Source organism: Pseudomonas sp. NIBRBAC000502773 (assembly GCF_006517195.1).
In the GTDB taxonomy this organism is placed as follows: domain Bacteria; phylum Pseudomonadota; class Gammaproteobacteria; order Pseudomonadales; family Pseudomonadaceae; genus Aquipseudomonas; species Aquipseudomonas marginalis.
In genome coordinates, this window is sequence record NZ_CP041189.1 from 2,479,230 (window position 1) to 2,505,006 (window position 25,777).

The 25,777-nt window shown below is 62.4% G+C and carries 24 protein-coding genes; 12 read left to right on the top strand and 12 right to left on the bottom strand.

Annotation, left to right across the window (positions count from 1 at the left end; translation table 11 throughout):
• Positions 1-43: 43 nt before the first annotated feature.
• Together NIBR502773_RS11375 and yedA are read right to left on the bottom strand one after the other, a co-directional pair.
• Positions 44-1,381: a DEAD/DEAH box helicase gene (locus tag NIBR502773_RS11375; RefSeq protein WP_141156077.1), complete on the bottom strand. Its 1,338-nt coding sequence runs from the start codon at positions 1,379-1,381 to the stop codon at positions 44-46.
• 48 nt (positions 1,382-1,429) lie between these two features.
• The gene (gene yedA / locus NIBR502773_RS11380; protein WP_115487534.1) at positions 1,430-2,326 is read right to left on the bottom strand and encodes a drug/metabolite exporter YedA; all 897 of its coding nucleotides are present in this window, start codon (positions 2,324-2,326) and stop codon (positions 1,430-1,432) included.
• 161 nt (positions 2,327-2,487) lie between these two features.
• On the opposite strand from yedA, the gene NIBR502773_RS11385 reads away from it, so the two are divergent.
• Together NIBR502773_RS11385 and NIBR502773_RS11390 are read left to right on the top strand one after the other, a co-directional pair.
• Positions 2,488-2,943 carry an Lrp/AsnC family transcriptional regulator gene (locus NIBR502773_RS11385; protein ID WP_141156078.1) on the top strand — a complete coding sequence of 152 codons (456 nt, stop codon included), beginning with the start codon at positions 2,488-2,490 and terminating at the stop codon, positions 2,941-2,943.
• Positions 2,933-3,631, top strand: coding sequence for a cyclase family protein (locus NIBR502773_RS11390; RefSeq protein ID WP_141156079.1), 699 nt, complete (start codon positions 2,933-2,935; stop codon positions 3,629-3,631). The genes NIBR502773_RS11385 and NIBR502773_RS11390 overlap by 11 nt, the downstream gene beginning before the upstream one ends.
• Before the next feature lie 72 nt (positions 3,632-3,703).
• Here the strand turns inward: NIBR502773_RS11390 and NIBR502773_RS11395 are convergent, their stop codons facing one another.
• From NIBR502773_RS11395 to NIBR502773_RS11405, 3 genes are all read right to left on the bottom strand, one after another.
• On the bottom strand, positions 3,704-4,315 hold the full coding sequence (locus NIBR502773_RS11395) for a PolC-type DNA polymerase III (RefSeq protein ID WP_065924992.1): 612 nt from the start codon (positions 4,313-4,315) through the stop codon (positions 3,704-3,706).
• A gap of 46 nt (positions 4,316-4,361) precedes the next feature.
• The gene (locus NIBR502773_RS11400) at positions 4,362-4,838 is read right to left on the bottom strand and encodes an NYN domain-containing protein (protein WP_065938345.1); all 477 of its coding nucleotides are present in this window, start codon (positions 4,836-4,838) and stop codon (positions 4,362-4,364) included.
• A 117-nt stretch (positions 4,839-4,955) separates the two neighbouring features.
• A complete protein-coding gene (locus NIBR502773_RS11405) occupies positions 4,956-5,699 on the bottom strand; it encodes a DUF2076 domain-containing protein (protein WP_141156080.1) in 744 nt (247 codons plus the stop codon).
• 180 nt (positions 5,700-5,879) lie between these two features.
• Here NIBR502773_RS11405 and NIBR502773_RS11410 point away from each other — a divergent pair, with 180 nt between their 5' ends.
• Both NIBR502773_RS11410 and NIBR502773_RS11415 read left to right on the top strand, forming a co-directional pair.
• Positions 5,880-6,539 (top strand): YciC family protein, encoded by a 660-nt coding sequence (locus NIBR502773_RS11410; protein WP_141156081.1) that lies wholly within the window; start codon positions 5,880-5,882, stop codon positions 6,537-6,539.
• A gap of 40 nt (positions 6,540-6,579) precedes the next feature.
• Positions 6,580-7,668 carry an endonuclease/exonuclease/phosphatase family protein gene (locus NIBR502773_RS11415; RefSeq protein ID WP_141156082.1) on the top strand — a complete coding sequence of 363 codons (1,089 nt, stop codon included), beginning with the start codon at positions 6,580-6,582 and terminating at the stop codon, positions 7,666-7,668.
• A 141-nt stretch (positions 7,669-7,809) separates the two neighbouring features.
• Here the strand turns inward: NIBR502773_RS11415 and hrpB are convergent, their stop codons facing one another.
• Positions 7,810-10,317: an ATP-dependent helicase HrpB gene (hrpB, locus tag NIBR502773_RS11420; RefSeq protein WP_141156083.1), complete on the bottom strand. Its 2,508-nt coding sequence runs from the start codon at positions 10,315-10,317 to the stop codon at positions 7,810-7,812.
• Between the two features lie 110 nt (positions 10,318-10,427).
• Here hrpB and NIBR502773_RS11425 point away from each other — a divergent pair, with 110 nt between their 5' ends.
• Positions 10,428-10,847, top strand: coding sequence for a polyribonucleotide nucleotidyltransferase (locus NIBR502773_RS11425; protein ID WP_115487529.1), 420 nt, complete (start codon positions 10,428-10,430; stop codon positions 10,845-10,847).
• Positions 10,848-10,856: 9 nt separating this feature from the next.
• Positions 10,857-11,750: a cation diffusion facilitator family transporter gene (locus tag NIBR502773_RS11430; RefSeq protein WP_065938350.1), complete on the top strand. Its 894-nt coding sequence runs from the start codon at positions 10,857-10,859 to the stop codon at positions 11,748-11,750.
• Here the strand turns inward: NIBR502773_RS11430 and NIBR502773_RS11435 are convergent.
• Positions 11,747-12,808 carry a DUF6515 family protein gene (locus NIBR502773_RS11435; RefSeq protein ID WP_141156084.1) on the bottom strand — a complete coding sequence of 354 codons (1,062 nt, stop codon included), beginning with the start codon at positions 12,806-12,808 and terminating at the stop codon, positions 11,747-11,749. The genes NIBR502773_RS11430 and NIBR502773_RS11435 overlap by 4 nt on opposite strands.
• A gap of 431 nt (positions 12,809-13,239) precedes the next feature.
• Between NIBR502773_RS11435 and NIBR502773_RS11440 the strand changes: the two genes are divergently transcribed.
• Positions 13,240-13,719, top strand: a complete 480-nt coding sequence (locus tag NIBR502773_RS11440; protein ID WP_003194418.1) for an Lrp/AsnC family transcriptional regulator — start codon at positions 13,240-13,242, stop codon at positions 13,717-13,719.
• Positions 13,720-13,857: 138 nt separating this feature from the next.
• Here NIBR502773_RS11440 and NIBR502773_RS11445 read toward each other — a convergent pair whose 3' ends face one another.
• Complete coding sequence (locus NIBR502773_RS11445; RefSeq protein WP_141156085.1) at positions 13,858-15,006, bottom strand: integrase core domain-containing protein; 1,149 nt, start codon at positions 15,004-15,006, stop codon at positions 13,858-13,860.
• 220 nt (positions 15,007-15,226) lie between these two features.
• Here NIBR502773_RS11445 and NIBR502773_RS11450 point away from each other — a divergent pair, with 220 nt between their 5' ends.
• Positions 15,227-15,436, top strand: coding sequence for a DUF2788 domain-containing protein (locus tag NIBR502773_RS11450; RefSeq protein WP_025999909.1), 210 nt, complete (start codon positions 15,227-15,229; stop codon positions 15,434-15,436).
• Here the strand turns inward: NIBR502773_RS11450 and NIBR502773_RS11455 are convergent.
• The 4 genes from NIBR502773_RS11455 to NIBR502773_RS11470 form a co-directional block, all read right to left on the bottom strand.
• Positions 15,431-16,066 (bottom strand): pseudouridine synthase, encoded by a 636-nt coding sequence (locus NIBR502773_RS11455; protein WP_141156086.1) that lies wholly within the window; start codon positions 16,064-16,066, stop codon positions 15,431-15,433. The genes NIBR502773_RS11450 and NIBR502773_RS11455 overlap by 6 nt on opposite strands.
• A 71-nt stretch (positions 16,067-16,137) precedes the next feature.
• Positions 16,138-17,610, bottom strand: a complete 1,473-nt coding sequence (gene amn, locus NIBR502773_RS11460; protein ID WP_024077553.1) for an AMP nucleosidase — start codon at positions 17,608-17,610, stop codon at positions 16,138-16,140.
• A 195-nt stretch (positions 17,611-17,805) separates the two neighbouring features.
• Entirely contained in the window at positions 17,806-19,461 is a 1,656-nt protein-coding gene (locus tag NIBR502773_RS11465) for an acyl-CoA dehydrogenase family protein (protein ID WP_141156087.1), read from the bottom strand.
• 103 nt (positions 19,462-19,564) lie between these two features.
• Entirely contained in the window at positions 19,565-21,955 is a 2,391-nt protein-coding gene (locus tag NIBR502773_RS11470; RefSeq protein ID WP_141156088.1) for a hybrid sensor histidine kinase/response regulator, read from the bottom strand.
• 277 nt (positions 21,956-22,232) lie between these two features.
• Here NIBR502773_RS11470 and NIBR502773_RS11475 point away from each other — a divergent pair, with 277 nt between their 5' ends.
• The 4 genes from NIBR502773_RS11475 to NIBR502773_RS11490 all read left to right on the top strand — a co-directional run bounded on the left by NIBR502773_RS11475 (position 22,233) and on the right by NIBR502773_RS11490 (position 25,769).
• Positions 22,233-23,030 carry a hydroxymethylpyrimidine/phosphomethylpyrimidine kinase gene (locus tag NIBR502773_RS11475; RefSeq protein ID WP_141156089.1) on the top strand — a complete coding sequence of 266 codons (798 nt, stop codon included), beginning with the start codon at positions 22,233-22,235 and terminating at the stop codon, positions 23,028-23,030.
• A 32-nt stretch (positions 23,031-23,062) separates the two neighbouring features.
• Positions 23,063-23,686 (top strand): thiamine phosphate synthase, encoded by a 624-nt coding sequence (gene thiE, locus NIBR502773_RS11480; RefSeq protein ID WP_141156090.1) that lies wholly within the window; start codon positions 23,063-23,065, stop codon positions 23,684-23,686.
• An 18-nt stretch (positions 23,687-23,704) separates the two neighbouring features.
• Positions 23,705-24,988: a glutamate-1-semialdehyde 2,1-aminomutase gene (gene hemL / locus NIBR502773_RS11485; RefSeq protein WP_141156091.1), complete on the top strand. Its 1,284-nt coding sequence runs from the start codon at positions 23,705-23,707 to the stop codon at positions 24,986-24,988.
• Between the two features lie 226 nt (positions 24,989-25,214).
• On the top strand, positions 25,215-25,769 hold the full coding sequence (locus tag NIBR502773_RS11490) for a tetratricopeptide repeat protein (protein ID WP_065924979.1): 555 nt from the start codon (positions 25,215-25,217) through the stop codon (positions 25,767-25,769).
• The last annotated feature ends 8 nt before the right edge of the window (positions 25,770-25,777 follow it).

Here is a 25,777-nt window from a genome sequence, read left to right on the forward strand (position 1 = left end):
GAGGGGGCTTGCCCCCGATTAGGCCATCAGCCACCCCGCAAAATCACTTCTTCTTACGCGGCCCGGTATTAAACACCGGCACCTTGCGCACCGGCTTGATCGAAGGCTCCACCGGCGCCACGTCACCACTGTCCACCCACTTGCCGAGGTTGCGCTTACCACCGCCACCACCGGACACCTTGGGCTTCTTCGGTTTTTTCGGCTTCTTCACCACCTGACCGCTGGCATCGGTATCCGGCACGCGGTGTTCCGGCTCGAAGTCCTGTTCCATCTTGCGGGTCAAGGTCTGGCGGGTCAGCATCTCGATGGCCGACAGCATGTTGACTTCATCGGCACACACCAGGGAAATCGCCTCACCGGTGTTGCCTGCGCGACCGGTCCGGCCGATGCGGTGGATGTAGTCTTCGGCCACGATCGGCAGGTCGAAGTTGATCACCAGCGGCAAGTCTTCAATGTCCAGGCCACGGGCGGCGACGTCAGTGGCCACCAGGATCTGCACTTCGCTCGACTTGAAACGGTCCAGCGCACGCTGGCGAGTGGCTTGCGGCTTGTCGCCATGGATGCCATCGGCATTGATGCCCAGGCCCTGCAACTTATCCACCAGCGCATCCACGCCGTTACGGGTCTTGGCGAACACCAGCACCTGCTTCCAGCGGCCTTTGCGCATCAGGTGCACAAACAGCTCCGCCTTGCGCTTCTTGTCCACCGGTACTACCCATTGCTTGACGGTGTTGGCGGCGACGTTACGCGGGCTGACTTCGATGCTCAGCGGGTCGTTGAGCATCTGCCCGGCCAGCAGGCGAATGTCATCGGAGAAGGTCGCGGAGAACAGTAACGTCTGGCGCTTTTTCGGCAGCATGCGATAGATGTTCGCCAGTTCTTCGGAGAAGCCCAGGTCGAGCATGCGGTCGGCTTCGTCCAGCACCAGGGTTTGCAGCTGGTTGAGTTTCAGCGCGTTCTGGCGGAACAGGTCGATCAGGCGGCCCGGCGTGGCGACCAGGATGTCGACGCCCTTGCGCAGCTTCATCATCTGCGGGTTGATGCTCACGCCGCCGTACACCGCGTAGGTGGTGAGCGGCAGGTGCTGGGCGTATTCGGCAACGCTGGCGTGAACCTGCTCGGCCAGCTCGCGGGTCGGGCACAGGATCAGCGCGCGCGCCGAGTTGGCGGCGACTTTCGGCCCTTCCATGGTCAGCAGTTGCAGCAGCGGCACGGCGAAACCGGCGGTCTTGCCGGTGCCGGTCTGGGCCGCGGCCATCAGGTCGCGACCGGCGAGCACCGCCGGAATGGCTTGCGCCTGCACCGGCGTCGGGGTCTGGTAGCCGAGCGTCTCAAGGGCGCGCAGCAAGGGTTCGATCAGGCCAAGTGTGGCGAAAGTCATGTAGTTACCGTAGGAAAAATTCAGCGCAAGGGCGTAATGCGCGGCAGTTTACCTTATTTCCGGCTTGGGCTTTCGCCACTGGGGCAGGCTGATCAACAGCACGGCGCTGATAATCACCAGCATGGCCAGGGCCTCTTCCACACCGATGGTCTCGCCGATGAACACAATCCCCAGCAAGACTGCGACGGCGGGGTTGACGTAGGCATAGCTGGTCGCAGCTGCCGGGCGTACGTGCTTGAGCAGGTACATATAGGCGTTGAAGGCGATGATCGAGCCGAACACCGTCAGGTAGGCCAGCGCCAGCCACCCCTCCAGCGGCGGCATGGCCTGCAGGTGCTCACCGGAAAGCGCGCTGCCGATCAACAATGTCACGCCCGCCACCAGCATTTCCGCAGCGCTGGCCATCGCGCCCTGGGGCAGCGGCAACTGCCGACTCCACACGGACCCGAATGCCCACGATGCCGCCGCGAACAACAACAAGGCGGCGCCCACCGGGCTCGATTGCAGGGTGCTGCCCATGTTGAGCATGGCGATGCCGACAATCCCCAGGATCACACCGGCCCATTCCAGCCGCGTATTGCGCGCCCCCCAGAAAAACCCGCACAGCAAGGTGAACAGCGGCACGGTCGCCACCGCCAGGGCAGCCACACCGGACGACACGCCCGCATGTTCGGCCAACGTGACGCCGCCATTACCGAAGGTGAGCAGCAAAATGCCGATCATCCCGGCGGCCTTCCATTGTGGCCACGTCGGCGCTGGCACCCCGCGCCATCTGAGGTAGCCATACATCAGCGCACCCGCTGTGCAGAATCGAATCCCCGCCAGCAGCAACGGCGGCCAGTAGTCCACGCCGATGCGAATCACCAAGTAGGTGGACCCCCAGATGACATACAGAGCAAAAAAAGCGGCGATCAACGGTAAGGGAAAGCGACGTGTGCCAGGCATTGGGCGGCTCGAAGGCAGAGATAAGAGAGGCTTATTCTAAAAAGACAGGTCGTTAAACATAAGTTACAAAACCTGTTTAAACCGCCAATACACTTTCCAAAACATGGTTATGATGGCTATAAATCGTGTTTTCGAAAGCCATCCCCGAGTAGAGCCTTATCATGGACAAATACGACCGCATGCTCCTCAGCGCCCTGCTCGAAGACGGCCGCGCCTCCTACGCGCAACTGGCCCGCACGGTAAACCTCTCCGCCCCCGCCGTGGCCGAACGCGTGGCCAAGCTGGAAGCCAGCGGGGTGATCACCGGGTACCAGGCCAAGGTGGATCTATCGAAAGTGGGCCTGCCGATTCAATGCGTGATCGAGCTGAGGCTGACCAACCATGGCAGCCAGAAAGTGTATGACGCACTGGCCGAAATCCCGGAACTGACCGAGTGCCACCGGGTGACGGGCGATCCGTGCGTGATCATGCAAGCGGCGGTGGGCTCGATGCCGGAGTTGGAGAACTTGATCAATCGGCTGGCGAAGTTCGGGTTCAGCAAGACCTCGATTATTTTGTCGAGCGCGATAGAGCGGCGGGTGCCGTTGGGGCAGTTGGAGGGCAAAAATGGTGGATAAGCACAGCAAGGTCTTCAGCCTCAGCCACCCGATCACCCCGCGTATTCCGCTGTGGCTGGGGGACCCGCCGGTGACGTTTGAAGAGGTCGCGTCACGGGATAAGGACGGCTATTTCCTAAGGCGTTTCAGCATGGGTGAACACAGCGCCACGCACATGAATGCGCCGAACAGTTTTTATGCCGACGGGATGGGGATTGATGGTTATCAACCCGAAGACTTGGTGCGACCCGCTGTAGTGATCGATGTGCACGGTAAAACCCAGAGCAATCCAGATTACGAAATCAGCCCACTGGATATTGAAGCGTGGGAACGTCAGCACGGGCTTATCGAACCTGGCTCGGTGGTGCTGATGTACACCGGCTGGCAACACCTCTGGAACGACCCGATAGCGTTTTTTGGGCAGGACGCGCAAGGCTCACACTTCCCTGGGATTGGTGAAGCGGCGATTCGGTTTTTACTCGAACAGCGCCAGATTGCCGGGGTTGGCATTGATACCCACGGGGTCGATCCAGGGCAAAGCACCGCCTTCGCGACAAACCATGCCGTGTTGGCGGGAAACGGGATTGTGCTGGAATGCCTGACCCACCTCGACCGGCTTCCGGCCAAGGGCGCCACGTTAGTGATAGGTGTACTGGGACTGGAAGGCGGTTCGGGATCACCAGCCTCGGTGATGGCGTTTATTCCCTGACTTGCAGATAGGCCCTACCGCCGCCATCGGGAGCAAGCCCCCTCCCACATTTTTTTGAACGGCGTTGTTCTGTCAGAACCCGCGATGTTTCTTCAAATGCTCATTGATCTTCGCCGCCGGCACTTTCTGCAGGGTGCACAGCAGGTCGTGGGACAGTTCGCGCAAGCCATGGGTACGCCGCAGTTCCTGGGCCAGGTGCGCCGTGAGGTTCGCGGCCATTTCCGCATCCGCCAGCGCGCGGTGGGCCTGGCCGGTGTGGGGCAGTTTCGCGTAGGCGTTGAGGGTTCCGAGCTTGTGGTTGGGCGCAGCCGGCATCAGGCGGCGGGCCAGCAGCAGGGAGCAGGCGAATTTTTGCAGGCGGGTGCGGCGGATCAGGCCGAGTTCGAAATCCCAGAACTTCTGGTCGAACGCGGCGTTGTGCGCCATCAGCGGCGTGGTGCCGACGAATTCGTTGACTTCGTTCATCACCCGCTCGGCCGGCGGGGCGCTGCGCAGCATGGCGTTGCTGATGCCGGTGAGTTGCTCGATAAAACCGGGCACGCGCACACCGGCGTTCATCAGGCTCTGGTAGCGGTCCACGATCTGGCCGCGTTCGAGGATAACCACCGCGATTTCCGTGGCCCGGCAGTGGCTGCTCGGGGTGATGCCGGTGGTTTCAAAGTCGATGACCGCTATACGTTCCAAACCTGTTCCAACTCCGTCTAACGCTTTATTTAGTGAGCCGCTGTGCTTATTTGAGCAGCAACGCGCCTTCGATCGGCACGTAGCGGCTGGCGGCACGTATCAATGAGTTGGCCGTCAGCCCCGGTACGCCGTAGGCCACGGCGTCGACGCCGTGCTTGTGGATGATGCGGTCGAGCAGCATGTCGAAGTCGCCGTCACCCGAGGCCAGCACAATTTCGTCGACGTGGTCGGCGGCGTCCATGATGTCGATGGTGATGCCCACATCCCAGTCGCCCTTGGCCGAGCCGTCGCTGCGCTGGATATACGGCTTGAGCTTTACCGTGAACCCCAGGTTGCGCAGGATCTGCTGGAACTGCTGCTGCTTGCTGTCACCGCGGTCGATGGCATACGCATAGGCCTCGACGATCTGCCCACGCGAGCTGATATCAGCCCACAGGGCGGCGTAGTTGAAATGGCAACCATAGGCCTGGCGTACGGTGTAGTAGAGGTTTTGTACATCGGCGAACACTGCAATTTTCTTCACCGCACTTCCCCATGACAGCCAGGCGCCAGGGCCCGGAAAGGGTGCCAGTATGCCAGCCGCGAGAAGGTTGCCGGGAAAAATCAGACCGGGGCGGCTCAGCGCCCCGGGCCGGGAGGGTCAGACGAAGGAATCGTCGTCGCCGAAGGAAGAGGAATCGTCGGAATAGTCGCTGTCGGCAAAGCTGTCCGAGGCATTGTCGCTGCCCCAGCTGTCATTGCCGGCGAACTTCTGGTCGTCGTTGCCCCAGTTGCCGTTGTCACTGGCGGGCGCCGGCTCTTCACGGATGATCTCTTCCACCACCTGCGGCTGTTGCGAGTTGTGGTTGAACAGGCTGCTGATGCCTTCGGCCAGCAACACACCACCGGCCACGCCCGCGGCGGTTTTCATCGCCCCACCGAGGAATCCGCTGCCAATGGGGGCGGCGGCCGGTTGCGGCGGCTGCTGATAGTTCTGTTGCGGCGCTGGCTGGCCAAAGGACGGCCGCGCCGGTTCACGCCAGCCGCCGCCGGAAGAGGCCGGAGCGCTCTGGGCCGGTTGCGGGTCACGGGAACCGCCGCCAAAGATGCTCGACAGGAAACCACCGCCGCTCGCCGGGGCCGGTTGCGCAGACTTGGCCCGCTGCAACTCATCCTGCAATTGCTGGATCTGCTGCGCCTGTTGCTTGTTCTGCGCGTCGAGACTCTTGAGCGCGTGTTCCTGCACCAGGATCGACTGGGTCATGTAGTACCCGGCGGCCGGTTGGCGAGTCATATGCTCCTTGATCCGCGCTTCTGCTTGCGCATCGCGCGGGGCTGAGTCCGTTTCGGCTTGCTGCAACCGTGAAAACAGTCCATCGATCAGGGTTTGCTCTTCGCTGTTCATGGCGACCTCGTTAGATTGCCGGTAGAAATCGTGGCCTCGCCTGTGATCAGGCCAGGTGCTTAACCGTTATGGGGGTGTTACGAGTTGTTTCAATGGTCTTTACTCAAGGTTTACATTTGCTTACCGCTGGCAATGATCGGTTAAAGTGTTGCCCTTGCTTTCAGGCCTGCGATGAACCCGATGAATCCGTTAGACGTATTGCGCGACTCCTTCCGTTTTACCCGAGGCAACCTGGGCGCAATCGTCCAGTTGTGCCTGCCATTGGTGATCCTCGAAGCCCTGTTGCAACAGCTGCTCGACCATACGCTCGGCGCGGATGCGTTCCCCGGCTACAGCGTGGTGGTGGGTTTGCTGGTGTGCCCGCTGTACACCGGTGCCTTGATCCTGTTTCTCGACGCCCGCACCCGTGGCGAGTCGCCGCGCACCAAGGACATCTGGGCCATGGCCCTGACCCTGTGGCCGCGCTTCGCCCTGCTGACCGCCATGAGTACCCTCCTGATTTTGCTGGGCCTGTCGCTGTATTTCCTGCCGGGCCTGTGGCTGATGGTGGTGTTGGCGTTCGCCGAGTACCTGCTGGTATTGCGCGGCATGCCGGCGCTGGAGGCGATGAAGGAAAGTCTGCGCCTGACCCGTGGGCATTTCTGGCGAATCCTGGTGTGCCTGCTGTGTGTCATGACGCCCCTGTGGCTGCTCAAGGGCGCCAGCGTCGCGGCCTATCCCAACCCCGCGCCGCTGCTGGGGCTGTTGATGGACAGCGCCCACAGCTTCCTGCAACTGTTCACCAGCGTGGTGCTGTTCCGTTTATTCATGCTGATCGGTGGCGATGCCGACGCGCGGTGATATGCTCCACGCCACTCCTGAAACGCTATAAGCCGAGCCGATGACCCGTTTATTGCGCATCACCCTGCTGGGCCTGCTGATCGTCGCAGGCCTGCTGACGGCCCTGATCTACAGCCTGACCTGGCGCCCCGCCGCCAAGGAAACCCTGCCCGTCAGCTGCGTCGCGCCCCGTGCGCCAACCCTGTTGCCCGGGCAGGCGCTCAAAGTCATGACCTGGAACGTGCAATACCTGGCCGGCAAAAACTACGTGTTCTGGTACGACACTGCCGACGGCAGCGGCCCGGACGATCGCCCCACCGTAGAGGATATGGCCGCCAGCCTCGACGAAGTGGCACGGGTGATTCGCGACGAACAACCCGACATCCTGCTGTTGCAGGAACTCGACGAAAACGCCAAGCCTTCCCACTATCAGGACCAACTGGCGCTTTTGCAGGAACGCCTCGTCGACCTCTACCCGTGCAGCGCCCAGGCCTTCGACTGGAAAGCCGACTTCGTGCCCGACCGGCATATCTTCGGCAGCGTCGGCCGCAAGCTGGCGACCCTGAGCCGCTACCAGATCGAACACGCCGAACGCCTGCAATTGCCGGCCCCGGACGCCAACATCCTCAGCCGCCAGTTCCAACCCAAGCCGGCCTTGCTGCTGACCTACCTGCCCCTGAGCGATGGCGGCCAACTGGCGGTGCTCAACACACGCCTGGACGGCGACGCGCCGGGGCGCAGTGCGGTGCAGGAGCAGGTGCAAACGACGGTGAAGCTGCTGGACAAGTTCGAAGGCCGTGGCACGCCCTGGCTGATCGGCGGGGATTTCAACCTGCTGCCCCTGGGGCAATTCCTGCGTTTGGAGGCAGGTAAGCGCGGGCAGTATTCGCCGGACAGTGAGCTGCATTTACTGTGGGACAAGTACCCGATGATCCCGAGCAACAGCCAATCCAGCGGGATTGATCGTGAGAAATGGCTGACGTATTTCCCCAATGACCCGAGCCTCGATGGTCCGGATCGCACCGTCGATTACCTGTTCTACAGCCCGCGAATCAAGCGGGTGGAGGCGAAGGTGAGGCAGGAGGATACGTTGCGTATTTCCAACCATCTGCCGGTGATTGCGCGCTTCCTGTTGCCCGCCGCGCAATAACCCACACAACAGGATTAATGTGGGAGGGGCGGTGCGACGATTCGACTTGCCCCCGATTGCAGTGTGTCAGCTGCCGGATCTGTTGGCTGACACACCGCTATCGGGGGCAAGCCCCCTCCCACATTTGAATCTCTGCCACGCTTACTTTCGGGGTTTGATCCGCGCGGTCGGCTCGGCTATCAGCGGATCATCCGGCCAGTAATGCTTGGGATACCTGCCCTTCAGATCCTTCTTCACTTCGGCGTACGTACTGCGCCAGAAGTTCGCCAGATCCTGGGTCACCTGCACCGGCCGCCGTGCCGGGGACAGCAGGTGCAACTTCACCACCTGGCGCCCGCCGGCAATGCGCGGGGTGTCGGCCAGGCCGAACAGTTCCTGCAAGCGCACCGCCAGGATCGGCGGCTGTTCGCTGTAGTCCAACCGCACCGATGAACCCGATGGCACCTTCACATGCTGCGGTGCCAGTTCGTCCAGGCGCTGGGGCAGCGGCCAGGGCAGCAGGTTGTGCAGGTAGCTGGAGATATCCAGGTTGGCGAAGTGACTCAGCCGCGAGACTTTGCCAAGGTAGGGCATCAGCCAGTGCTCCAGGCCGGCGAGCAAGGCGCTGTCGCTGACGTCGGGCCATTCGCTGGTGTTGCCGGCGTCCAACTGGCGCAGCAGCAGGACACGGGATTGCCATTGGCGCAGCTCCGGGGTCCAGGGCAGCAGCTCCAGGCCTTTGCGCCGCACTAGGTTGACCAGCGCCTGGCTGCGTGCGGCTTCGTCGAGGCCGGTGAGCGGTTCGCGGCTGAGCACCAGTTCACCGACTTTGCGCTGGCGTTCGGCGCGCAGCACGCCTTCGCGCTCGTCCCAGTCCAGTTGATCGACGTTGCGCACTTGTTCCGCGAGCACCGTGTCGAACAGCGTCGGGTCAAAATCTGCTGCGAGGTAGATGCGTTCTTCGCGCTGGCCCTGGCGGCTGCCGAGGTCGGCGATCACCAGCCAAGGTTGTTTCATCAGGCTGTCGGCCTCGGCGAATAATGCCGCGCGGCCATTGGCCAGGCGATATTCGGCACCGCCGGGGCGACGTTGCTGGGCGACACGGTCCGGGTAGGCCAGCGCCAGCAAGGCGCCGAGCCAGCGCGGGTGGTCGGGGTCGGCCACCGCCCGGGTCGCCTGGCCTCTCAAATAGCCACGGTATTGCCGCGCCAGTTGCTTGGCGCGTTGCACGCCGCCTTGAGTACCGCGCGCACGCTCTTCGCCGGACATCAGCGCCAGGCGGCTGTGCAGATCCGCGCCACCACCGCGCAAAATATCGCGCTCGCCCAACAGTGCAGCGACATCACAGGCGGTGGCCGCCAGCCCCAGGTCCTGCCCGCGCAGCAGTAAATGGGCGATGCGTGGATGGGCCGGCAACTCGGCCATCTTCTGACCATGAGCCGTGAGTTTTTCTTCATTCAACGCCCCGAGGCGCACCAGCAAGTCCTGGGCCTGGGCATACGCGGCGGTCGGTGGCACGTCGAGCCACACGAGCTGCGCGGGCGTGACGCCCCAGCGCGCCAGTTGCAAGGCCAGGCCGGCGAGGTCGGCGGCGAGGATTTCCGCACTGCCATACGCGGCCAGCCCTTCATGCTGGTCTTCGGACCACAACCGATAACACACCCCCGACTCCAAGCGCCCGGCCCGGCCCGCGCGCTGGGTGGCGCTGGCGCGGGAGATGCGCTGAGTGTCGAGGCGGGTCATGCCGCTGCCGGGGTCGAAACGCGGCACCCGCGCCAACCCGGCATCGATCACCACACGCACGCCATTGATGGTCAGGCTGGTCTCGGCGATGTTGGTGGCGAGCACCACTTTGCGTTTACCGGCCGGTGCCGGATCGATGGCCGCACGCTGGGCGTTGAGGTCCAGCTCGCCATGCAGCGGGCAGAGCAACACGTCAGGGCTATTCCCCAGGGCGTCGGCCAGTTGCTGATTGACCCGGCGAATTTCCGCCTGGCCCGGCAGGAACACCAGCACGCTGCCGGTTTGGTCATGCAGGGCTTCGAGGATGGTTTGCACCACGCGCGGCTCGATAAATTCACCGGCCTGGTACGGCCGCCCCCAGCGCATCTGCACCGGGAACATGCGCCCCTCGCTGCGCAGGATCGGCGCGTCGTCCAGCAGGCTGGCCAGGCGCTCGCCTTCGAGGGTGGCGGACATCAGCAGGATTTTCAGCGGTTGCTCGTCGCGAAACAGGTCGCGGCCGTTCAGGCTCAGGGCCAGCGCCAGGTCGGCGTCGAGGCTGCGCTCGTGGAATTCGTCGAAGATCAGCAGGCCGACACCGTCCAGTGCCGGATCGTCCTGCAAACGACGGGTGAGGATGCCTTCGGTGACCACTTCGATGCGCGTGTTGGGCCCGACCTTGCTGTCGAGACGGATGCGATAGCCGACGGTTTCACCGACTTTCTCCCCCAGTTCGCTGGCCAGGCGTTCCGCGGCGGCGCGGGCGGCCAGGCGCCGGGGTTCGAGCATCAGGATGGTCTGCCCGGCCAGCCAGGGCTCATTCAACAAGGCCAAGGGCACGCGGGTGGTTTTACCGGCGCCGGGCGGCGCTTCCAGCACGGCTTCATGGCGATTCGCCAAGGCGTCACGCAGGGCGGGTAAAACATCATCGATCGGCAACGAATTCATACTGGCTCCAAAGCAGAGCGGCGAGTATAACGGCGAACTGCCGGATGCCGACGCTGGTCTCAATGGCAGTGCTATATAGTCCCGTATCAACCGTGTTCAGGAGAGTCTCCATGCGTATCGCTTCCCGTGTCATCGGCGGTGTCCTCGCCGTCACCCTGCTGAGCCAACTCACCGCCTGCGGGTCGATTTTCTACCCCGACCGCCGCGGCCAGATCGATGGCAAGATCGACCCGACCATTGCCGTGCTCGATGCCGTTGGCCTGCTGTTCTACGTGATCCCTGGCCTGATCGCGTTCGGCGTCGACTTCGCCACGGGCGCGATCTATTTCGAACCCGGCAAGACTGCCCAGGTTGACCCGGAAAAACTCCACGAAGCCATCGGCGCCGACGGCAAGGTCGACAACGCCAAGCTGCAAAGCATCATCCAGAAGGAAACCGGCCGCACCCTGCCGCTGGACGATCCACGCATGATCCAGTTCAAGGGCAGCGTGCAACAACTCGCGTCCCTGGGCCTGAAACCCGCCGCCTAAGGAACGCTTATGACCAGCAGTCCCGAACACGCCCGGCTGTTGCGCCTGGCCACCCGCGCCTCGGTGGGTGTGGCCTGTGCGTTGATCGTCACCAAGGCGATTGCCTGGTGGCTCAGCGGCTCGGTGAGCATGCTCGCCGGGTTGACCGACTCACTGCTCGATGGCGTGACCTCGCTGCTGAACCTGCTGGCGGTGCATTACGCCCTGCGCCCGGCCGATGACGATCACCGTTACGGCCATGGCAAGGCGGAGTCGCTGGCGGGCATGGCCCAGGCGCTGTTCATTGGTGGCAGTGCGGTGTTGATCGCCTTGCAGGCCTACGAGCGCCTGCAGCATCCGGAACCGGTCGGCGCGCCGTGGCTGAGCATCGGGGTGATCGTGTTTTCCCTGGTACTGACCGTGGCGCTGCTGATGCTGCAACACCGGGTTGTGCGCGAAACCGGCTCCAATGCCGTGCGGGCAGACTCGTTGCACTACCGCTCGGACCTGCTGCTCAACGGCAGCATCCTGGTGGCGCTGGTGCTGGCGGGCATGGGCTTTCATCAGGTCGACGCCTGGTTCGGCCTGGGCATCGCTGCCTACATTTTGTGGAGCGCGATCCAGATCGCCAGGGAAAGCTTTGCGGTGTTGATGGACGAGGAACTGCCGCCGGACGTCAGCCAGCACATGCTGGAACTGGCGCGAGGCGTACCGGGGGTGTTGGGTGCCCATGACCTGCGCACGCGCATCTCCGGCAACCACTGGTTCGTGCAGTTGCACCTGGAACTGCCGGGGGAGTTGACGCTGTCAGTGGCCCACGGCATCAGCGACCAGGCCGCCGATGCCATTCACGCAGCCTACCCGCGCGCCGAAGTGCTGGTGCACGCCGACCCGCGAGAAGTGGTCACGGGCGCCAAGGCCTAGTACTGCACCTGATACCCGCGACTGCTCAGGCAGTTGCCCTGGGCCTGGCGGTAGGTTTGCACCACCGCCGGATCAGGGGCGTAGGTGACCGCCTGCGGGTCGAAGCCGCTTTGTTGCACTGCCCAGCGATAACAGTCGTAGCCGTCCTGCTGCACTTGCGCCGGTGACTGCCCGTTGGCGGGATAGGCCACCACGTCATAGCCATTGCCTTGGGGTGCTGGCTGCGGTGCCGGCACTTGCGTCGGCGGTTGCACCACCACGTATTGCTGGGTGCTTTGTTCGTAGGCGTAGTAGGCGCCAGCGGCCAGGAACAGCAGCGAGCCACCTACCCACACTTCGCGCGCATAGTCCGGCAGGTAATGCACGCGGATGCCATACGGCGGCGCCACGACCACATAGCGCGGGCCTTGGGGGCGGTACCAGTAGCCGCCGGAGAAGAAGTAATCCTGGCCACGGTACGGCACCCGGTAGTTGCGGTCGGGGAAGCGGTCGACGACATAGCCAGGCCGATACTGCGGGCCAGGCCCCCAGCCGTTGCCATGGCCGTCGGGGCGACCTGGCCAGCGGTTATCGTTGGGATGCCCGTTGTAGCCAGGCCGCGAACCTGGACCGCCGGCCTCCCAATTGCGGTTATCGTCGTTGCGTCGAGGAATGTCACGGTAGTAACCCTGACGCGGTTCCTGGGTCTGGCGCACGGTATCGGGGCGACTCTGGATCGGCAGGTTGTTCGCAGGCTGCGGGGCTGGCCGAGGCTGTTCGGCACCTTGCGGGCGACCTTGCCACTGCCCGCCACCGTGGGGCGATTGCTCGGCGCGATCAAAATGCGGGTTCTGTGGACGTGGCTGATTATTTTCCGGCCGGGGTTGATTGTTCTGGGGCTGCGGGCGCGGTTGGTTATTTTGCGGGCGCGGTTGTTCGTTACCTTGACCTTGCCGACCGCCCTCCGGCCCTCTTTCATGCTGGCCGCCACCCTCAGGGCGCGGCTCGTCGGCCATCACTTGCGTGCCGACGGTGACCATCAGCAAACCTACACCTGCCATACGCCAGATGCGCTTCATGCTATTCCTCACTGCGGATAAGGGCCTGGAAGGTCCGGCCTCATAGATGAGACTGGAAAAGCCTCGCCCGGTTCTGAGACAGGTTATCAGTCACAAGAACAATTTTCTTAAGGCAAAAGAAAAGGGGTGACCCGTCGGCCACCCCTTGAGAACTTCGTCCATGCTCAACGCTTTTGACGTTGGCTCACCTCACGCCGTCTTGTGGACAGTGTGCAGCCTGGAGGCCGGCTCGACCCTGCTGGGGTGGCGGCCGCAGCACGCCTGATTGGGCGAGCTGCTGTGGACTGTTGTCCAGGCGGTGATTCTGTTGATAACGATACAGGCCAGCGCCGGACAGATGATTGCGAAGATTGCGTCAATAAACAGTGCTTGCGCAATTTTTAACCCTTCATGGATAATTCACCGCAATAGTTACGACAAAGGCCAACCCAATGAGCAAGCTTGACCGATACGACCTGAGTATTTTGGCGGAATTGCAGCGCGACGCGAGGATCTCCAACCAAGAGTTGGCCGAGCGTATCGGCCTGTCGCCTTCGCCCTGCTCGCGCCGGGTCAAGCAGTTGGAGGACGACGGCTACATCGCGCGCCAGGTCGCCCTGCTCGACCGCAAGATGCTCGGCCTGAGCCTCACCGCCTATGTGCTGATCGGCATGGACCGCCACACCCCCGAGCGTTTCGAGAACTTCGAAGCGGCCATCCGCACCCTGCCCCAGGTGCTGGAATGCAGCCTGGTCACCGGGATGGATGCGGACTATCAGTTGAAAGTGGTGGTGCCGGACATGGACCACTATCAGAAACTGCTGCTGGGCCACCTCACCCGGATCGAAGGCGTGACCAGCGTGCGCTCGAGCTTTGTGCTCAACCAGGTGCTCAACAGCACCGAATTGCCGCTGACCCACCTGCGCACCTGATCTCATGAACAATGAAGATCAAATGTGGGAGGGGGCTTGCCCCCGATGGAGTATCAGTCACCAGATACACAGCCTGACACACCGCTATCGGGGTGTAGAACCGTAGACATCGTTTACATCTGAAACCGGGAACATCGTTTACACATTTGAGGCCTGGACGCGGGTCATACCTCGTCCAAGCCTCCCCAAGGGATAATCACACAGGTACAAATCCCAAGCATCATCTTCAGCTTCTTTGAGCCCTATCCTTTCCCCGGACAGCGCCTCGCTGATAAATACCAACTTGCCGTTCCACTTGATCGATCCGTCCTGCCTGACGCTTCGAACTTTCATTTCTGCCGGATATTCCACATCGGGCAAGCATCCTGGATAAATTCGGGTGGACGGCACATACAAGTCTCCCGGACTTTTCATGCCGAGCGCTTCGTGAGGGCGTACGTAATTAAACTCATGCCTGAAATGCTCCAGCAAAAGCTGCTGCTCGACTAAGTTTTTCCCTAAGGGCAACTCAAGTTTCAAGCTACGGTGCATTCGTTCATGGCGACCATTCTGGGCAGGTCTTCCCGGCATGGTTCGCTCGGGATAAATACCCAGCCGAATCCACCAAACTGCCAGTGTGGATATTCTTGCCAGGCCAGGAGAGGCGAACGGTACCCCGTTGTCTGAACGGATAACTTCCGGCATGCCGTACTCCTGAAAAAGCCTCTCAAAGGCCTGTTTTACGGGCTGGGTCATGATCTTGGGATGGGCCCTACACGCTAAAATCAGCCGCGACGCATGGTCTGTGACGGTCAAAGGGAAGCACATCTGAGCATTAAGCATCTTGAACTGCCCTTTGTAGTCAGCACACCACGTCTTGTTAGGTTCGTCGGCCTTTCGCATTTGTGCGTGGGAAATGCTGTGTCGGCGTTTGAAGCGCCGCTTTTTGACGAGCCCAAGTCGGTCAAGCCATTGACCGGCCGTACTTGGAGAGGGCCAGGTGACGCAGGGATCTTCCAGCCGTAATAGTTCGAGAAGCTTTTTCGGCCCCCATTTATCGTGAGCCTCCTTCATCGCGACTACACGGGCCAAAATCTCGTCGTCGGTTTTATTTGGGCTGTTGTGAGGTCGCCGGGACAGTTCGGATAAAGACCTCAAATCGCCGTCGTGCCGGGCAATCCACTTATCGACGGTAGGTCGGCTAACGTCAAAGCGGCGTGCCAACTGGCTTTTGGTGAAGTTGCCAGAAAGCCAATCAGCTACCAGCTTGATTCTTTGATTCATGGGGGACTCTTGGTTCCAGGGCATGATCAGTTACCTCCTGATCATGCGTATTAGCCTGTAAACCATGTCCCCGGTTAGAAATGTAAACGATGTCCCCGGTTTGTACCGGGGCAAGCCCCCTCCCACATTTGGCCTGTGTTTCAACAGTGAAGTCTGCGTGCGACGCACCGACGCAGGTCAATGTTGCGCCTGTGACGCTGCCGTATACTTGCCGCCTGTCCCGTTGGAAGAGCCCATGAACAACATCGACCCCGCCCTGTTCGAAGAATGGATGATGACCGGCCTGGTCACTATCCTGATCATTTTCATGGGCTTTATCGTCTGGGACCTGGCAAAGAAATCCAAGGCCGGGCGCTTTGGTTCGTTCATCCTGTTTTTCGTACTGGGCCTGGGCGTGGCCGCGTTCATCATCAAGAGCGTGGTGATCGGCCTGATCGAGTCCGGCGCTTTATAAACGCGCGGGTACTTCCTTCCATTGGCCTTGGTCCAGGCCGTCGATTGTCCAATCGCCGATACGCACTCGCACCAGACGCAAGGTCGGCAGGCCCACGGCGGCGGTCATGCGCCGAACCTGGCGGTTACGCCCCTCTCGAATCACCAGTTCAAGCCAGTACGTCGGTAGGTTTTTGCGAAAGCGCACCGGCGGGTTGCGTGGCCATAACGCCGGCTCATCCAGACGCCGGGCCTCGGCGGGCAAGGTTTTGCCGTCGTTGAGCTCTACGCCGTCGCGCAGGCGTTGCAGCAATGCTTCGGTGGGTTCGCCTTCCACCTGCACCCAGTAGGTTTTCGCCAGCTTGTGCTTGGGGTCGGCAATACGCGCCTGCAACTGGCCGTCGTTGGTCAGCAGCAACAGGCCTTCGCTGTCACGGTCCAGGCGGCCTGCCGGGTAGATGCCGGGGATGTCGATAAAGTCCTTGAGCGTCGCGCGCCCGCCTTCGTCGCTGAACTGGGTCAGCACATCGAAAGGTTTATTGAACAGCACCAACTTCGGCTCGGCCGGTGGTGCCTTGGCAACACGGCGCGCGGCAGAATACGGAGGTTTCACGCCAGGGCGGCGCGAATCGGAACGGGTGGGACGGGACATGGCAAAGGAGCATCTAACGGTCAGGACCGACAATGCTAGTGGCCTGACCGCTAAATGACCATCCCAACCGCTTAGCGGAACGGCGGCTCGTCGAAGCTGCGCAGTTTGCGCGAGTGCAACGAGTTGAGCTCGGTGCGCAACAGGTCCACCGCCTCGATGCCGATCTTCAAGTGCTGGCTGACCGCACGTTCGTAGAACGCGTTGGCCGAGCCCGGCAGCTTGATCTCGCTGTGCAGTGGCTTGTCCGACACACACAACAACGTGCCGTACGGTACGCGCAAGCGGTAGCCCTGAGCAGCGATGGTGCCGCTTTCCATGTCCACCGCCACGGCGCGGGACAGGTTGATCAACGGCCGTTCCTGGGCCCAGCGCAGTTCCCAGTTGCGGTCGTCGTAGGTCAGCACGGTGCCGGTACGCAGGCGTTTTTTCAGTTCTTCGCCTTTCTCACCGGTGACATTCGCCGCCGCCTGCTGCAAGGCCATCTGCACTTCGGCCAGGGCCGGGATCGGGATGTTCGGCGGTACCACCCGGTCGAGAATCCCATCGCGGCGCATATAGGCGTGGGCCAGTACGTAGTCGCCGATGGTCTGGGATTGGCGCAGGCCGCCACAGTGGCCAATCATCAGCCAGCAATGCGGACGCAGCACCGCCAGGTGGTCGGTGATGTTCTTGGCGTTGGACGGGCCCACACCGATGTTCACCAGGGTCACGCCGTGGCCATCGCTGGCCTGCAGGTGATAGGCCGGCATCTGGTAGCGGTGCCACACTACGCCGGCGGCAATCGCCGAGGCTTCGCCGTGGTCCATGCTCTTGTCGATGATGACGTTGCCCGGCAGCACCATGCGGATAAAACGCGGGTCGCTGCGCAGTTGTTCCAGGCCATGCAGGATGAACTGGTCGACATAACGGTGGTAGTTGGTCAGCAGGATCCACGGCTGCACATGGCGCCAGTCGCTGCCGGTGTAATGCACCAGCCGACGCAGGGAAAAGTCCACGCGCGCCGCATCGAACAGCGCCAGGGGCAGCGGGTCGGTGTTTTCCCAGTCGTACAGGCCATCGGCGATGCCGTCGGTGGCGGCCGACAGGTCGGTGCTGGGGAACACGCGCGCCAAGGTCGCGGCGGTCACACCGGAGCCGGCCAGTTCGTCGCCCTGCTCCACCACGTACGGATAAGGAATGTTCTGCTGGCTGACGCCCACTTCCACGGTCACGGTGAAGTCGTGCATCAGCGGCACCAGTTGTTCCAGCAAATACTTACGGAACGCCGCCGGATGCGTGACGGTTACGCTGTAGGTCCCAGGTAACTGGACCTTGGCATACGCCCGGGTAGTCTGTGGGACTTCGCCGTGGCAGTGGTAAGTCAGGCGCAGTTCCGGGTAGCGAAACAGCGCGCGTTGTTCGGCGTCGGGTTCGACGCGGTCCTTGAGGTATTGCTTGAGGGCTTGATTGAGCGCGCCGGTAGCCCGCTCATGCAGGGCCGCCAGCCGATCCACGGCTTCTTCGGCGGTTTGAACGACAACAAAAGCTTCGGTCACGGTAAGCATCCTGTGTTCTGACTTGCAGGCCTTTATCTTGCCTGTATCCCTGTCAGACGCAAACCTTGAATTGGAGTGCCCTCTCAAGAGGGCTGCAATCCCTGTGGGAGGGAGCTTGCTCCCGATAGCGGTGGGTCAGTTTACAGATAGGCTGACTGACACTCAGCCATCGGGAGCAAGCCCCCTCCCACATGTGGACCGTGTTTATTCAGAGACATTGGGACTTGAGCGCGCGACGATGGCCCCGACATCGACGCCACGCGGCAAGGTGCCGTAGACGCGGCCAGACGACTGGCCCAAACGGCTGGCGATAAAACCATCGCTGACCGCCGCATGACCGGCCTCCAGCAGCAACTTGGCCTGTAGCGCCACGGCAATATCCTCGGTCAACTGCCGCGCGCGGTACTGGATGTCCTGGGTGTCCATGAACGCCGACTTCAGGTGTTCGATATGCCGTGCCAGTTGCTTATCGCCATGCCCGTCACCGAGTTCGACAAACAGCGCTTCCAGCACGCCGGGCTCCTTGGAGAGTGCGCGCAGCACGTCCAGGCATTGCACATTGCCGGAACCTTCCCATGTCGAATTCACCGGCGCTTCACGGTACAGGCGCGGCAGAATGCTGTCCTCCACATAGCCCGCGCCGCCCATGCACTCGGCGGCTTCGTTGATCATCGCCGGGGCGCGCTTGCAGATCCAATACTTGCCCACCGCCGTTACCAGCCGAGCGAACTTGGCTTCGCGCTCATCGCCCAGGTTGTCCAGGGCGCAGCCCATGCGCATGCTCAAGGCCAGCGAGGCTTCGCTTTCCAGAGCCAGGTCGGCCAGCACGTTTTGCATCAGCGGCTGCTCGCTGAGCACACGGCCACCGACCCGGCGATGAGCACAGTGATGGCTGGCCTGGGTCAGCGCCTGGCGCATCAAGGCGCTGGAACCGACCATGCAATCGAAACGGGTCATGGCGACCATCTCGATGATGGTGGGCACGCCACGCCCCTCTTCGCCGATCATCCAGGCCAGGGCACCGCGAAACTCCACTTCACTTGAGGCGTTGGAGCAGTTACCCAGCTTGTTTTTCAGGCGCTGGATGTAGAACTCGTTGCGGGTGTCATCCGGGCGATGCCGGGGCAGCAGGAAACAGGTCAGGCCTTTGTCGGTCTGGGCCAGGGTCAGGAAGGCATCGCACATCGGCGCCGAGCAGAACCACTTGTGACCGACCAGCTCATAGGCTTGCCCGGGCCCGCCAGCGCCCACCGGATAGGCGCGGGTGGTGTTGGCACGCACGTCGGTGCCACCCTGTTTCTCGGTCATGGCCATGCCGATGGTTGCACCGGCCTTGTGGACAATGCCGACATTGCGCGGGTCATAGTGGGTGCTGAGGATTTTCGGCAGCCAGGCCTGCGCCAGGTCCGGTTGCAAGCGCAGGGCCGGGACGCAGGCAAAAGTCATGGTCAGCGGGCAGCCGGTGCCGGCCTCAGCCTGGCTGTGCAGGTAGGTCATGGCCGCACGCGCCACATGGGCACCGGACTGTGGATGGGCCCACGGCAGCGACGGCAGGCCATGCTCGACCGCGGCGCGCATCAGTTCGTGGTAGGCCGGGTGAAACTCCACCAGGTCGATGCGATGCCCATACCGGTCATGGCTGCTGAACACCGGTTTGTTCTGGTTGGCCAGGAACCCGGCCGCCATCAGCGGCCCGCCGGCCAACGCCCCGTACGCATCGATGCGCGCCTGCGCCCAGCCGGCCCCAAAGCGCCGCGACCAGTCTTGCAGGGGCACGTCGATGCGGTACAGGTTGGTGCCGTCCAGGGAGGGCGGCTGGTTGGTGACGTCGTGGGTTTCGGCGAACTGATGCAGGTTCATGACGGGCCTCCTGGAAAAAGGCCCTGTCGAATGCGCACCTACCCATAAAGAAAGGCGCAGATCGATTGAGGCCGGTTTTTTCAGTTAAGCACCGTCATCCGGGTTAAAAAAGTGGCATACCCGCCGAATGCCCGGCGCTTTCGCCCTCGGGCGCGCTCAACAAGCGGCGCTCCAGTACCGACTGCAGCGCCTCGAAGCGCACCGGCTTGGCCAGACGGTCGGTGATGCCGACGCCATGGCTGCGCTCGCGCTCGGACGTGTGCAGCGACGCACTCAAGGCGATCACCGGCAATTCACCGCAGCCCGGCAGTGCACGGATCTGACAACACAACGAGAAACCGCCTTCGGGCACATCCAGCAAGACCGCGTCGAAGTTTTGCCCCTGCAAGGCCGCCAACGCCGCCGGGCCACTGTCCACGGTTTTCACCCGGTAACCCAGCTTGAGCAACATGCCGCGCACCGCCAACTGGCCGACGCTGTTGTCATCCACCAGCAATACCGCGCAATCCTGGGGCGCGCGTTGCCGGCCGGGCGCCGGTTTTGCTTCCGGCGGCACCGGGCTGACGTTCACGTCCAGCTGGAAGCGGCTGCCCTTGTGCGGCTCGGAATGATGGGTAAGGCGCCCGCCCAACAGCTCGATCAATTGCCGGCAGATGGCCAGGCCGATGCCCAGGCCGCCGTATTCGCGGGTCATGGAGCCATCGAGTTGGAAAAAGCGCTGGTACAAGGTCGCCTCGTCAAGGAAGGCGAAGCCAATACCGGTGTCGGTCACAATGAAGCTCAGGCGCACATCGCCGTCACTGTGAGGCACACCCACCACCCGCAGGCGCACGGAACCTTCGCGGGTGAACTTGAACGCATTGTCCAACAGGCAATCCAGGCACTGGAGCAGTTTGTCGGCGTCGCCCACCATGCGGTCCGGCAGCTCATCGGCCACATCGATGGAAAACGCCAGGCCTTTGCCTTGGGCACTGGTGGTGAATTGCTGGCGTAGGGTGTCGAGCACGCCCCGCAGGCTGAATACCCGAGGCTGGGCACTCAGGCGCCCGGCCTGCAATTCGGTGAGGGTGAGGATGCCATTGACCATGCGCATCATGTCCCGTGCCGAACCGGCGGCCGTTTGCTGGTACTGCGCCAGGTCGTCGTCCAGCGGCACCGTTTGCATCAGCTCAAGGGAGCCGATCACACCGTTCATGGGCGTGCGCAGTTCGTGGGTCAGCGTCGCGAGGAATTCATCCTTGAGACGGTTGCTGCGGGCCAGTTGCTGGTTGAGCACTTCGAGCTTCTGGCTGGCATCGAACAGGATCTGTGCCTGTTGTTCACGCATGGCATTGATGCGGTCGGCGAGGGCCAGGGATAACAGCGCCACTTCAATTGCCGAGCCGATCTGGCTGGCGTACATGGTGAGGAACACATTGGGCAGGTAGCCCAGTACCATCAGCGTGTTCACCACCCCGCCCAGCAGGAACGCCGACCAGGCGATGATGAAATACCGCGCCACTCGCTGGCCGCAGTACCAGGCCTTGATGGCGGCGACGAAGATGGTCACGGTGAATACCAGCGCCAGGCCGGTCGCCAGGCGCAAGGCCAGGGCGTAGCTGGTCAGCAGCGCCAGCGCCATCACTACGCCACCGCACACCGCCAGTGCCAGCAAGAGCCGGTTGAGCCAGCGGCTGTGCTGCGCGGTATGCAGGAAGCTGCGGGCGAACAGGCTGCCGAACAGCGCCGCCGAACCGATCAGCAACGGCACCGCCGCATTCGCCCACCACGGGTTGTTCGGCCAGAAGTACTGCACGGCCACGCCATTGACCGACAGTTGGTACAGGCCAAACGAGGCGATATAGAGGATGTAATACAGGTAGCTGGTGTCGCGCACGCTCAGGTAGATGAACAGGTTGTAGACCAGCATCCCCAGCAATACGCCATAGATCACCCCCAGCACAGACAGGCGCAGCGGTTGTTGCTCCAGGTAAGCGGTGCCGGCCCAGAGCGTCAACGGCGCCTGGATCGAGCCCTCGCTTTGCAGGCGCAGGTAGAGCGTTTGCTGCTGGTCGGGCACGAAATTGAGCTTGAACAGGTAGTTGCTCTGGCTGACCTCACGGCTGGAAAAAGGCAGCGCACTGCCGGTACGGCTGGCCAGCCGATAGTTGCCGGTGCCATCATTCTGGTACAGGTCCAGATGATTCAGCGGCGGGTAAGCCAACTCCAGGAACCAGGTGCGGGGGGCACGGGGGTCCTTGGCCACGTAATGCAGGTCGACCTTGAGCCAGAACACCGAGCGCGAATAGCCGGCGTTGAGGGTGGCTTTGTCATGGTGCTTGAATTGAGCGGCGTAGGCGGGGGAGCTTACTTCGGCGATGGTGAGGGCATCGGTGGGGTCTTCGAGCACTTGCATGGCTCGGCCCAGCGGCAGGCTTCGGGTGTCCTGGTTGAACTCGATGGCGCTGGCGAGCATCGGTAGCCCGCACAACAATAAGATCAGCAAATAGCGCATGCGAGCCCCAGCGTGGCCTGTCCGGTTATGTCAAAAGCCCCCCATTCCTTTTGAGAAGACGTACACCGGCGGTACAGTTAAGTTGTTTGAATCCACTTTAGCATAGCCGCTAAAGGCCATTGGACACCATTGAAATAATTTTTTGAAAGGCTCTAGGACAAGGCTTTCAGAGCGTTTTCGCAGCCGAGCACACGCCAAAAAAGCGGCGTTTGCGCGACAACATTCAAGCATCGCCCGAAGGCCCCGCCAAAAGCGTTTGGTGGTAAGCTCGCGCACCATGAATATCTACAGCTCTCGCCCCGTTGTCCTCTGTCTCTCCGGCCATGATCCCAGTGGTGGCGCCGGCTTGCAGGCAGATATCGAAGCCCTCCTCGCCCAAGGCTGCCATGCGGCCCCGGCCGTCACTGCCCTGACCGTGCAGAACACCGTCAATGTCAGCGATTTCCGCGTACTGGACCGTGAGTGGGTAATGGCCCAGGCCAATGCCGTCCTCGGTGACTCCGACGTGGCGGCGGTCAAGCTGGGCATGCTCGGCTCCACCGCGATGGTCGACACCGTGGTCGAACTGCTGCAGGCGCACCCGCACCTGTCGGTGGTGTGCGACCCGGTGCTGCGCGCCGGCGGCGGTGGCAGCCTGGGCAAGGACGAAGTCGGCTATGCCATGCGCGAGCGGCTGTTGCCGTTGTCGCTGATCGCCACGCCGAACCTGCCTGAAGCCCGTATCCTCGCCGAACTGCCTGAGGGCACCGCCGACGAATGCGCTGCGAAGCTGTTGCCGTTTATCAAGCACCTGTTGATCACCGGCGGCCATGGCGATGAGCACGAAGTGCACAACCGTCTCTACAGCCGTGATGGCACGCGCCAGACCTTTACCTGCCAGCGCCTGCCCGGCAGCTATCACGGTTCGGGCTGCACCCTGGCCAGCGCCCTGGCCGGACGGATCGCCCAAGGCGAAGGGCTGGTGAGTGCGGTGCAGTCGGCACTTAACTACACTTGGCGCACCCTGCGTGACGCCGAACAACTCGGCCAGGGCCAGTTCGTACCGCGCCGTCTGCCACTGGATTTCTGCTCGTAACTATCTGCTCTTAACAGCAAGAGGCCTGCCCGATGAAACTACGTGGCCTTTACGCCATTACCGACAGCCAACTGTTGGCCGGCAAGTTCCTCGCCTACGTCGAAGCGGCATTGGACGGTGGCGTGACCCTGCTGCAGTACCGCGACAAAAGCAGCGATGAAGCCCGGCGCCTGCGCGAAGCCGAAAAACTGCGGGAGCTGTGCTCGCGCTACAAGACCCAGCTTATTATCAATGATGACTTCGACCTGGCCGCGCGCCTGGGCGTCGGCGTGCACCTGGGCCAGACCGACGGCCCACTGACGCCGGCCCGTGCGTTGCTCGGTTCCAAGGCGATCATCGGCGCCACCTGCCACGGCCAGATCGAACTGGCCGAACAGGCGGCAAGAGAAGGCGCCAGTTATGTCGCCTTCGGCCGCTTCTTCAATTCCAACACCAAGCCGGGCGCTCCGGCCGCCACCGCTGAAATGCTCGCCGAGGCCCGCAAGCGCCTGCATGTGCCGATCTGCGTGATCGGCGGCATCACCCTGGAGAACGCCGGACCGCTGGTGGCCCAGGGTGCCGACCTGCTGGCCGTGGTCCACGGCCTGTTCGGTGCCGACAGTACCCAGGAAGTCACGCGCCGCGCCCGCGCCTTCAACGCATTAATCAAATCCTGAATTCAGAGAGCCCTCACCATGTCTCGTTCCGAAACCCTGTTTGCCGATGCCCAGAAACACATCCCCGGCGGTGTGAACTCTCCCGTGCGTGCGTTCAAAAGCGTGGGCGGCACGCCGTTGTTCTTCAAGCATGCCGAAGGCGCCTACGTCACCGACGAAGATGACAAGCGCTACGTGGATTACGTCGGCTCCTGGGGCCCGATGATCCTCGGCCACAGCCACCCCGACGTGCTGGACGCCGTGCGCAGGCAGCTGGAACACGGCCTGTCCTACGGCGCGCCGACCGCCATGGAAACCGAGATGGCCGATCTGGTCTGCAGCATCGTGCCTTCGATGGAGATGGTGCGCATGGTCAGCTCCGGCACCGAAGCCACCATGAGTGCGATTCGCCTGGCCCGTGGTTTCACCGGCCGCGACAGCATCATCAAGTTCGAAGGCTGCTACCACGGCCATTCCGACAGCCTGCTGGTCAAAGCCGGTTCCGGCGCGCTGACCCAAGGCATACCCAGCTCGGCCGGCGTACCGGCAGCGTTCGCCAAACACACCCTGACCCTGCCGTTCAACGACATCGGTGCCGTCGAGCAGATGCTCAGCGAAGTCGGCCAGGACGTGGCGTGCATCATCGTCGAGCCGGTGGCCGGCAACATGAACTGCGTGCCGCCCGCCCCGGGCTTTCTGGAAGGCCTGCGCGAACAGTGCGACAAGCACGGCGTGGTGCTGATTTTCGACGAAGTGATGACCGGCTTCCGCGTTGCCCTCGGCGGCGCCCAGGCGCACTACGGCGTCACGCCGGACCTGAGCACATTCGGCAAGATCATCGGGGGCGGCATGCCCGTGGGCTGCTTCGGCGGCAAGCGTGAAATCATGCAGCACATCGCGCCGCTGGGTCCGGTGTACCAGGCCGGCACACTCTCGGGTAATCCGCTGGCCATGGCGGCCGGCCTGACCACCCTGCGCCTGATCAGCCGCCCGGGCTTCCACGCCGAGCTGACCGACTACACCACCCGCCTGCTGGACGGCCTGCAACAGCGCGCCGACGCCGCCGGTATCCCGTTCGTGACCACGCAAGCAGGCGGCATGTTTGGCCTGTACTTCAGCGGCGCCGATGACATCGTCACCTTTGATGATGTGATGGGCAGCGATGCCGACCTGTTCAAGCGCTTCTTCCACCTGATGCTGGAAGGCGGCGTGTACCTGGCGCCGAGTGCCTTCGAAGCCGGCTTCACCTCGATCGCCCATGGCGACGCCGAGCTGAAACTGACCCTGGATGCCGCCGAACGCGCCTTCGCCGTACTGAAATAAGCCGGAGCAAAAACCTGACGTCGCGGTGGGCGGCGTCAGATTTGCTACTTTGCCTACAGGGATTTCCTTATTTTTCCGAGAATTTACCTGCAATCCGGCAGATAACTTGCCTAAGCAGCAGAAAAACGAGTAAAGACTTTGTAAGCAGAGGCCTGCTTATTTCATAATGCGCGCTTATTGGATCCCCCGAGGATCCGCGTGCCCCGTCAGAGGTAAGTCGATTCCCATGAAACGCACCGGCCGCACCCTGGTACTGGGCTGCCTGTTGCTCCTTCAGCCGCTGCTGGCACATGCCCAGGCAGGCGGCAACTCGTTGTTAATCCCAGCGATGGGTCGTTGCACCCTCAATACCCAGCCGGACAGCCAGGCCGAAGCCCTGAGCGCGTGTCAGAAACAGGCCGACGGTGGGGATGCGCAGGCGCAATACGAGTTGGGCGAGTACTACCACGACAGCAAGAACCCGGCCCGTGACCTCAACAAAGCCTTGAGCTACTTCGAGAAAGCCTCGTTGCAGGGCCACGCCCAGGCGCAATTCCAGTTGGGCACCATGTTCTTCAAAGGCGAAGGCGTGCCGGCCAATAACGTCCAGGCCTATATCGTGCTGAAAATGGCCGCGGTCAACGGCGCCGAAGACGCGCTGGACACTGCCGACGAAGTCGCCGAGCACATGCAACGCGATGAATTGGAAGTGGCCACCCAGGTCCTGGGGCAGATTTTCCGCAACTACCTGCTGGAGCTGCAGAGTGCCGATGGGCGCTCGCCCTTCTCACCCCTGCCCTGATACCCCGC